9 protein-coding genes and 1 pseudogene are annotated in these 8143 nt (G+C 60.8%); 2 read left to right on the plus strand and 8 right to left on the minus strand.

Annotation, left to right across the window (positions count from 1 at the left end; all coding sequences use genetic code 11):
* Positions 1-46: 46 nt before the first annotated feature.
* The 4 genes from WBR57_RS23550 to minC form a co-directional block, all read right to left on the minus strand.
* A complete protein-coding gene (locus tag WBR57_RS23550; protein WP_424087134.1) occupies positions 47-682 on the minus strand; it encodes an RluA family pseudouridine synthase in 636 nt (211 codons plus the stop codon).
* A gap of 96 nt (positions 683-778) precedes the next feature.
* The gene (gene minE, locus WBR57_RS23555) at positions 779-1033 is read right to left on the minus strand and encodes a cell division topological specificity factor MinE (protein ID WP_003175252.1); all 255 of its coding nucleotides are present in this window, start codon (positions 1031-1033) and stop codon (positions 779-781) included.
* A 3-nt stretch (positions 1034-1036) separates the two neighbouring features.
* Positions 1037-1849, minus strand: a complete 813-nt coding sequence (minD, locus tag WBR57_RS23560; protein WP_065887939.1) for a septum site-determining protein MinD — start codon at positions 1847-1849, stop codon at positions 1037-1039.
* Positions 1850-2050: 201 nt separating this feature from the next.
* Positions 2051-2788, minus strand: coding sequence for a septum site-determining protein MinC (minC, locus tag WBR57_RS23565; RefSeq protein ID WP_424087137.1), 738 nt, complete (start codon positions 2786-2788; stop codon positions 2051-2053).
* Between the two features lie 118 nt (positions 2789-2906).
* Between minC and WBR57_RS23570 the strand changes: the two genes are divergently transcribed.
* On the plus strand, positions 2907-3839 hold the full coding sequence (locus WBR57_RS23570) for a lipid A biosynthesis lauroyl acyltransferase (RefSeq protein ID WP_424087139.1): 933 nt from the start codon (positions 2907-2909) through the stop codon (positions 3837-3839).
* A gap of 32 nt (positions 3840-3871) precedes the next feature.
* Entirely contained in the window at positions 3872-5020 is a 1149-nt protein-coding gene (locus tag WBR57_RS23575; protein WP_424087141.1) for a patatin-like phospholipase family protein, read from the plus strand.
* Between the two features lie 50 nt (positions 5021-5070).
* On the opposite strand, the gene WBR57_RS23580 is transcribed toward WBR57_RS23575, so the two are convergent.
* The 4 genes and pseudogenes from WBR57_RS23580 to WBR57_RS23595 all read right to left on the minus strand — a co-directional run.
* Complete coding sequence (locus WBR57_RS23580) at positions 5071-5856, minus strand: outer membrane protein OmpK (protein ID WP_236418450.1); 786 nt, start codon at positions 5854-5856, stop codon at positions 5071-5073.
* Entirely contained in the window at positions 5853-6248 is a 396-nt protein-coding gene (locus tag WBR57_RS23585) for a hypothetical protein (RefSeq protein ID WP_424087144.1), read from the minus strand. Before WBR57_RS23585 ends, WBR57_RS23580 begins: the two co-directional genes overlap by 4 nt.
* A gap of 44 nt (positions 6249-6292) precedes the next feature.
* Entirely contained in the window at positions 6293-7639 is a 1347-nt protein-coding gene (locus WBR57_RS23590; RefSeq protein ID WP_424087146.1) for a nucleobase:cation symporter-2 family protein, read from the minus strand.
* 197 nt (positions 7640-7836) lie between these two features.
* A pseudogene (locus WBR57_RS23595) lies at positions 7837-8143 on the minus strand (urate hydroxylase PuuD); the annotation flags it as partial.

The raw sequence follows: 8143 nt of genomic DNA on the forward strand, positions 1-8143 counted from the left end.
GCTATCGGGGGCAAGCCCCCTCCCACTTTTTGACTGGATTGCTAGGCTAGAAAGGCGCTGGGCACTCGAAGCGCAAGCGCTCGCCACTTTGCGGATGGGTGAAGCTCAACATGCTCGCATGCAGGCACAGGCGCGGCCAGGCGGCCAGGGCTTGTTCGTGGGCATACAGGCCATCACCGAGCAACGGGTGGCCGATCGACAGCATATGCACGCGCAACTGGTGCGAGCGCCCGGTGATCGGCGTCAGCTCAACCCGGCACCAGTCGCCGCAACGCTCCAGCACCTTCCAGAACGTCAGCGCGTGTTTGCCGAATTCATGGTCGACCACGTGGCGCGGCTTGGTCGGCGGGTCGTAGCGCAAGGGCATGTCGATACTGCCGCTGTCCAGTTGCGGCTGGCCCCAGGCCAAGGCGGTGTAGGCCTTTTCGGTTTCGCGGTCGTGAAACTGGCGGGACAGTTCGCGATGGGTATCGGCGTCGCGGGCCAGCAGGATGATCCCCGAGGTTTCCCAGTCCAGGCGGTGGACGATGCGGGCTTCAGGGTAGCCGTTTTCCTGCAGGCGGGTGATCAGGCAGTCCTTGTTGTCGTCGGCGCGGCCAGGCACCGAAAGCAACAGGGTCGGTTTGTTCACCACCAGGACAGCGTCGTCCTGATGCAGGATGTGGATAGTGGACAGCGGCATTAAACAGTCTCGTAACAAACGCCAACGGCGGCTCGCCCACCCAGACCCCGCAAAGGGATCCAGGTGACCGAGCCGCCGTGGCGGCCGCCCTTTCGATTAACGATCAGGCAGGGTGATATTGAGTTCCAGAATCGAGCAGCTGCCGTCGTTTTCCAGAGCGACATGTACGTCATCGTTACCGATGTTGACGTACTTGCGGATCACCTCGACCAATTCCTTCTGCAAGGCTGGCAGGTAATCCGGTGTACTGCGTTGGCCGCGTTCGTGCGCCACGATGATCTGTAGACGCTCTTTCGCTACCGACGCGGTACTTGGCTTTTTGTTGGCGCGAAAGAAGTCGAGAAATTTCATTGTTTAGTTGCCTCCAAAGATACGCTCGAAGAATCCCTTCTTCTTAACATCGAGGAAGCGATGTTCCACGGTCTTGCCCAGCAAGCGATCGACGGCATCGCTGTACGCCTGGCCGGCGTCGCTCTGGTCGTCGAGAATCACCGGTACGCCCTGGTTGGAAGCCTTCAGCACGGCCTGGGATTCCGGGATCACACCCAGCAGGGTCACGGCGAGGATGTCCTTGACGTCTTCAACACCGAGCATTTCGCCATTGCTGACGCGCTCAGGGTTGTAGCGGGTGAGCAGCAGGTGTTCCTTGATCGGGTCTTGCCCCTCTTCGGCGCGCTTGGACTTGCTGGCCAGCAGGCCGAGCATACGGTCCGAGTCACGTACCGAGGAGACTTCCGGGTTGGTCACCACGATGGCTTCATCGGCGAAGTACATCGCCAGGTGAGCACCGGTTTCGATACCGGCCGGGGAGTCGCACACCACGTATTCGAAGGTTTCCTTCAGCTCGGCCAGAACCTTGCCTACGCCTTCTTTGGTCAGCGCGTCTTTGTCGCGGGTCTGGCTGGCGGCCAGTACGTACAGGTTCTCAAGGCGCTTGTCCTTGATCAGGGCCTGTTGCAGGTTGGCTTCGCCGTTCACCACGTTGACGAAGTCGTACACCACGCGGCGTTCGCAGCCCATGATCAGGTCGAGGTTACGCAAACCGACGTCGAAGTCGACGATGACTGTCTTGTGGCCGCGCAAAGCGAGGCCGGTACCGATAGCGGCGCTGGTGGTGGTCTTACCCACACCACCCTTGCCGGATGTAACCACGAGAATCTTGGCCAAGGTGTTTCACCCCTAAGGAAAAAGGACTTTTCAGCCCCTGAAAAACATCTCTTGGAACTCGCTGCAGGCGGACAGCTTTGGTAGGAAAAAGAGGTGGTTTCCTTAGGGGAAACGCCAACTTTCAATGATTCCTACGAAAGTCTTGCCGGTTTCGCTGTGCTATCAGAGTCTAGAGATGCTTGGAAAATGCGGCAGTATCCGTTAAAGACGGATGATGTTCAACACATCGCCCGACAGGCTGACTTGCACCCCGGCCCCCCACAGCGGATCACGGCGCAAATCTTCTGCAACCTTGTACTGGCCTGCGATGGACACGAGTTCAGCGGTCAACTGCTGGCAAAAAATCCGCGCCTTGGTATCACCCTTGATGCCGGCGAGGGCACGCCCGCGCATCGGGCCGTATACATGGATGTTGCCATCGGCGAGAAGTTCCGCTCCGGGGCTGACCGAGGAGATCACCACCAGGTCGCCACCCTGGGCGTAAATTTGCTGCCCACCGCGTACGGGAGTGGTGATGATCTTTGTAGGCTTGATCGTCGGCTCGGGTGGTTTTTCCGGTTTTTTCTTCACTTCGCCGACCGAAGGTTCGAGCGGACGCTCGCGAGCACCGGACGGTGGCAGTACTGGCAGTTCAATGGCGATTGCTGCTGCAATGTCTTCGATGCGGCTGGCGCGAATCGCCAGGGTACGCAGGCCATGGGAGCGGCACACACGCATCAGGCCGGGCAGGTCAATCGACCCTTGGCCGGCCGGCAGTTTGTCCAGGGCCAGCACCAGTGGGGCGTTATTGAAGAAATTCGGGGCCAGGGCGACCTTGGCGGCGAGCTGGCGGTCCAGGGCGTCGAGGTCGTTGCGGGCGAGTTCCAGCACGGTGATGGCGAGCATGCTGCCTTTCAGCTGGAACACGGGATCTTGGTCTAGCGGTTCGGTTTGGCTCATGGTCGGCAAAAGCGGCTTGTCACGAAAAGTGTCGAGACTTATAACGAGAACACTCACTGGCCGCAAGCCGAGTCGAACCGTTGTAGAATGCGCGGCCCTGTCTTTACCGGAATCTGTAATGGATCGCCCGCGTTTTCGAGCTGTATTTTTTCACCCGCGTTTTTGGCTGTTATGGCTGGGACTCGGCCTGCTGTGGCTGGTCACCCAATTGCCGTACCGCGCGTTGCTGACCATTGGTCGCCTGCTGGGAGCGGGCATGTACCGGGTGGCCGGCGAGCGTCGCCGCATCGCCGCGCGAAATCTTGAACTGTGCTTCCCGGAAAAATCCGCCAAAGAGCGCAAGAAGCTGCTCAAGGAAAATTTCGCCTCCACCGGCATCGCCTTTTTCGAGATGGCCATGAGCTGGTGGTGGTCGCGCCAGCGCCTGGCGCGCCTGGCCCACGTCGAAGGCCTTGAGCACCTCAAGCAGGCCCAGCTGGATGGCAAGGGCGTGATCCTGATGGCCCTGCACTTCACCACCCTGGAAATCGGCGCTGCGCTGCTGGGGCAAAAGCACACCATTGATGGCATGTACCGCGAGCACGGCAACCCGTTGTTCGACTACATCCAGCGCCGAGGCCGCGAGCGCCACAACCTCGATTCCCTGGCGGTAGAGCGCGAAGACGTGCGCGGCATGCTCAAGCTGCTGCGCGCCGGCCGCGCCATCTGGTACGCGCCGGACCAGGACTACGGCGCCAAGCAAAGCCTGTTCGTGCCGCTGTTCGGCATCCAGGCCGCGACGGTGCCTGCCACCAGCAAGTTCGCCAAGCTGGGCAAGGCGCTGGTGGTGCCGTTCACCCAACAGCGCCTGGCCGACGGCAGCGGTTACCGCCTTGTGATCCACCCGCCGCTGACCGACTTCCCCGGCGCAAGCGATGAAGCCGACTGCCTGCGCATCAACCAGTGGGTCGAAGCTTCGGTGCGCGAATGCCCCGAGCAGTACCTGTGGACCCATCGCCGCTTCAAGAGCCGGCCACCGGGTGAGCCCAAGCTGTACGAAAAACGCCGCTGACAATAACGACCTTCCCCACATGGAGTGATGCGATGCGCCCAGCTGAACCGGTTACAGGCTTGATTCTTTCCGGCGGCGGGGCGCGAGCGGCGTATCAGGTAGGCGTATTGGCGGCGATTGCCGAGCTGTTGCCGCCGGGCGCGCCGAACCCTTTCCCGGTGATCGTCGGCACGTCTGCCGGTGCAATCAATGCAGTCAGCCTGGCCAGTGGCGCGATGGACTTTCGCGCTGCTATCGGGCGACTCACCGCCTTCTGGCAGGGCTTTCGCAGCCACCTGGTGTTGCGCAGCGATTGGCCGGGGGTGATTCGCCAGGCGAGCCGCTTTTTTGTCCACAGCCTGCTGGGGCTCGGCGCCCAGGTGCCGGTGGCGCTGCTCAATAGCTCGCCGTTGCGCGAGCTGCTGCAAGAGCGCTTGAACCTCGACGGTATCGACGAGGCCATTCGCAACCAGCATTTACAGGCGGTGGCGGTCACCGCTTTTGGCTACGAGTCCGGGCAAGCCGTGACCTTCTACCAAAGCGGCGGCACCATTGATGCGTGGCTGCGCCACCGACGAATCGGCATGCCCACGCAGCTCACGGTCGAACACCTGCTGGCCAGTTCGGCGATCCCCTTGCTGTTTGCCCCGGTGAAGCTCGATCAGGAATATTTCGGCGACGGTGCGGTGCGGCAATCGGCGCCGATCAGCCCGGCGTTGCACCTGGGGGCTACCCGCGTGCTGGTGGTCGGCGTCAGCGGCAACCCACGGGGTAACGAGCCGTCGATGCAGCGCACCTACACCGGCCAGGAACCCACGCTGGCACAGATCGGTGGGCATATGCTCAACAGCACGTTTATCGACAGCCTCGAAAGTGATATCGAACTGCTGGAACGCCTGAACCAGTTCAGCCATTTCCAGCCAGCCGACGGCGCGGCCCGAGGCCTGGCGCCGGTTGACGTGCTGGTGATTGCGCCGAGCCAGCCTATTGATGAAATCGCGGCGCGTCATCGCCAGGAATTGCCGGCGGCCTTGCGCCTGTTTCTGCGCGGGCCGGGGGCGACCAAGACGAGTGGGGCGGGGGTATTGAGTTACTTGCTGTTCGAGGCGGGGTATTGCAGCGAGTTGATTGAGCTGGGGCGCAAAGATGCGCTGGCCAAGCGTGATGAGATCACACGGTTCCTCGGCATCGCACAGGGCTAAAAATGTGGGAGGGGGCAAGCCCCCTCCCACATTTTGTCCTGCTGTGTTCTTTAGAAGTGGTACTTCACCAGGAAGCTCGCCGTGTCCTGGGTGGTCTTGAACGCACCGGTGTCTTCGATCCCGTACTTGTTCTTCCAGTAGTCGTATTCGAAGCCCACGTACAGCTGTTTGTCGCCCCAATGCAGTGCCTTGCCCAGGTCATATTTGACCTGCGGGTTGAAGTGCAGGTTGGCGTGGTAGGTGCCGCGGGCGTTCTTGTCGTTGTCTGTGACCCAGTCCATAAACCCGTCGATCAGGATGTCGGAGCTGCCCACCGGGATGGTGTACGACCAGACCGGGGTGATCTGCCATACACCATCGCCCGGGCGATTGCCTTCGGTCTGGCGCTGGTAGAAGTTCAGCTGGAAGTAATCGAAACCCGGAATGTTCAAGTCAAAGGCAGGGCCCAGCAAGTACGATTCGTTATCGCCTTCACCGAACTCGTAAGTGAAGGCCAACAGCACATCCTTGATCGGGCCGAGTGACAAATCCTTGTCCAATATCTTGCCAAACGACAAGCGTGGGCTGAACTCGCCGTAGTAAGTATTCGGGCCGACGTTGCCGTCTTCCTTGCCGTTATAAAAGATGCGGTCGAGGAAGAAGAAGTTGTCGCCGTACTTCCAGGCGTCAGCATGTTCGAAGGTCACGGTTTGCTGGATCTGCGGGTTAACGGTAAAGCTCTTGCCCCACAGGTAAGTCAGGCTGTTGTTCTGCCATTGCAACAAGTCACCGGCCACGGCCTGGCCACCGGCCAGCAGGGATCCCGCCAGCATCAGGCCTTTGAACATAGGTTTCATTCGGTTGCTCCCGAGTTAAAGTTTTGTGGTTTTTCTTCTACGCAGGCGCTCTGGTGTGGCGCCTTTTGGTTCGCTGCAAAAATCGTCTGTTCGGTCAGCTTTGATGCTTTTAGCAAGAGCTGCGCCAAGGTGTTTAAAAAGCCAAAAAATCCCCGTCGGCTGCATCGGATGCAGTCGAATTCAGAGGACTTTTGCGCACTTTGGCAGCAGACGTGGGGCCGGGATAAGTTGGCCTTGCAGTCAGCTTTTACATTCGCTGTTTTTTTTTGAGTCGATTCGAGCGGGCGCGGAGAATACTGGCTCCAAAGCCTTGGCTCAAGTGCGCTGTTAAAGAGCGCATGGGGCGAGAATGGGGCACGGCGCGTGGCCGGCCCCGGGTGAGTGGTGTGCATGGGGTGTTCCCTGTTTCGTTATTGTTTTTATGCGAACGAAGGAATCAATGCGTGTGAGCGACGGCGGGGCGTTCGGCACCGCCGAGAATGTTGAACAGGATATTCAGCGACAACGCGCTGATCGTCGCCATGGCGATCCCGCTGTGGGTAATCGGGCTCATCCACAGGGGCAGTTGCGCGAAGAACTCCGGGCGCACCACCGGGATCAGGCCCATGCCGATGCTCACGGCCACCAGCAATTGGTTGCGCCGGTCGGCGATGTCGGCTTCCTGCAGGATCTTGATCCCGGTGGCCGCGACCATGCCGAACATGGCGATCGCTGCGCCGCCGAGCACCGCCGGTGGAATCGACGCCACCAGGAACGCGGCTTTGGGCAGCAGGCTGAGCACAATCAGAAAGGCCCCGGCCATGATCGTCACCGAACGGCAGCGCACGCCGGTCATCTGTACCAGGCCGATATTCTGCGCAAACGAAGAATGCGTGAAGGTGTTGAAGAACCCGGCGAAGAACGACGCACCGGCATCACACAAAAGGCCACGGCGCAGCATCTTTGGTGTGACGGCCTGGTCGGTGATCTTGCCCAGCGCGAGGAACATCCCGGTGGATTCGACAAAGATGATCACCACCACCAGGCACATCGACAGGATCGGCGCCAACTCGAACTTGGGCATGCCGAAATGCAGCGGCGTCACCACCTGCACCCACGGGGCTGCGGCCAGGCCGCTGAGGTCGACCATGCCGATAACGCCGCACAGGGCGTAGCCCAGGCCCATGCCGATCAGCACCGAGATATTCACCCAGAAGCCGCGCATGAAGCGGTTGATCAGCAGGATGGTAGCCAATACCAGGGCAGCAATCGCCAGGTAAATCGGCGAGCCGAATGTGGCGGCGGCGCTGCCACCGCCGGCCCAGTTCACGGCCACCGGAAACAATGACAGGCCGATGGCGGTGATCACGGTGCCGGTCACCAGCGGCGGAAAGAAGCGCACGATTTTGGACATGAACGGCGCGATCAACATGCCGAAAAACCCGGCGGCGATGGTCGCGCCAAAGATGCCCTGCAAGCCGATACCGGGCATGCCCGCCATGGCAACCATGCTGCCGACGGCGGCGAAACTGGCGCCCATCATCACCGGCATGCGAATGCCCACCGGGCCGATGCCGAATGACTGCACCAGGGTGGCGATGCCGGCCACGAGCAGGTCGGCGTTGATCAGAAAGGCGATTTCTTCACGGCTCAGGCCGGCGGCCTGGCCAATGATCAGGGGCACGGCGACGGCGCCGCCGTACATCAGCAAGACGTGTTGCAGGCCTACCAGAATCAGTTGCAAGAGGGGCAGCCGCACCATAGCGGGCGCGGCAGGAATCTGCGGTTCGACTAACTCGGTCATGCAACACCTCGGATCTTTTTATTGTTGTGTTGTTTGGCATTCAATTGCCGGGTGTAACTCGATCTCAACCTCACCACAAATCCCTTGTGGGAGGGTGCTTGCCCCCGATGAGGGTGTGTCAGTGAATGCATCTGTAACTGACCCACCGCCATCGGGGGCAAGCCCGCTCCCACATTTGGATCTGTGTGAATCAGTTGTTAATTGGTACGGGCTCCCTGGTTGATCCAGGTGCCGATCAAGTCGCGCTCCTGCTGGGTCATCTGGGTAATGTTGCCCAGCGGCATGATCTGGCTGGCCACGGCTTGCGCCTGAATGCGCGCCGCCTGCTGCTGGATCTGTGCCGGTGTATCGAACATCACCCCGGCCGGGGCGGTGCTGAACAGCGGGCTGGTGGGCTTGGCCGAGTGGCATACGGCGCAGCGTTCCTGGATCACCCCATGCACCTTGTCGAAATCAATCGTCGCCTGGGCCGGCGCAGGTGCGGCGGCAGGGGCTGCGGGTGCC

The sequence above is a fragment of the Pseudomonas sp. genome (genome assembly GCF_049590575.1).
GTDB lineage: Bacteria > Pseudomonadota > Gammaproteobacteria > Pseudomonadales > Pseudomonadaceae > Aquipseudomonas.

What these genes read in the sequence shown, in the direction of transcription:
- minC (WP_424087137.1), bottom strand. Translation starts at nt 2,788, where the DNA reads ATGAGCCAAACCGAACCGCTAGACCAAGATCCCGTGTTCCAGCTGAAA.
- WBR57_RS23580 (WP_236418450.1), bottom strand. Translation starts at nt 5,856, where the DNA reads ATGAAACCTATGTTCAAAGGCCTGATGCTGGCGGGATCCCTGCTGGCC.
- WBR57_RS23585 (WP_424087144.1), bottom strand. Translation starts at nt 6,248, where the DNA reads ATGCACACCACTCACCCGGGGCCGGCCACGCGCCGTGCCCCATTCTCG.
- WBR57_RS23550 (WP_424087134.1), bottom strand. Translation starts at nt 682, where the DNA reads ATGCCGCTGTCCACTATCCACATCCTGCATCAGGACGACGCTGTCCTG.
- minE (WP_003175252.1), bottom strand. Translation starts at nt 1,033, where the DNA reads ATGAAATTTCTCGACTTCTTTCGCGCCAACAAAAAGCCAAGTACCGCG.
- WBR57_RS23575 (WP_424087141.1), top strand. Translation starts at nt 3,872, where the DNA reads ATGCGCCCAGCTGAACCGGTTACAGGCTTGATTCTTTCCGGCGGCGGG.
- WBR57_RS23570 (WP_424087139.1), top strand. Translation starts at nt 2,907, where the DNA reads ATGGATCGCCCGCGTTTTCGAGCTGTATTTTTTCACCCGCGTTTTTGG.
- WBR57_RS23590 (WP_424087146.1), bottom strand. Translation starts at nt 7,639, where the DNA reads ATGACCGAGTTAGTCGAACCGCAGATTCCTGCCGCGCCCGCTATGGTG.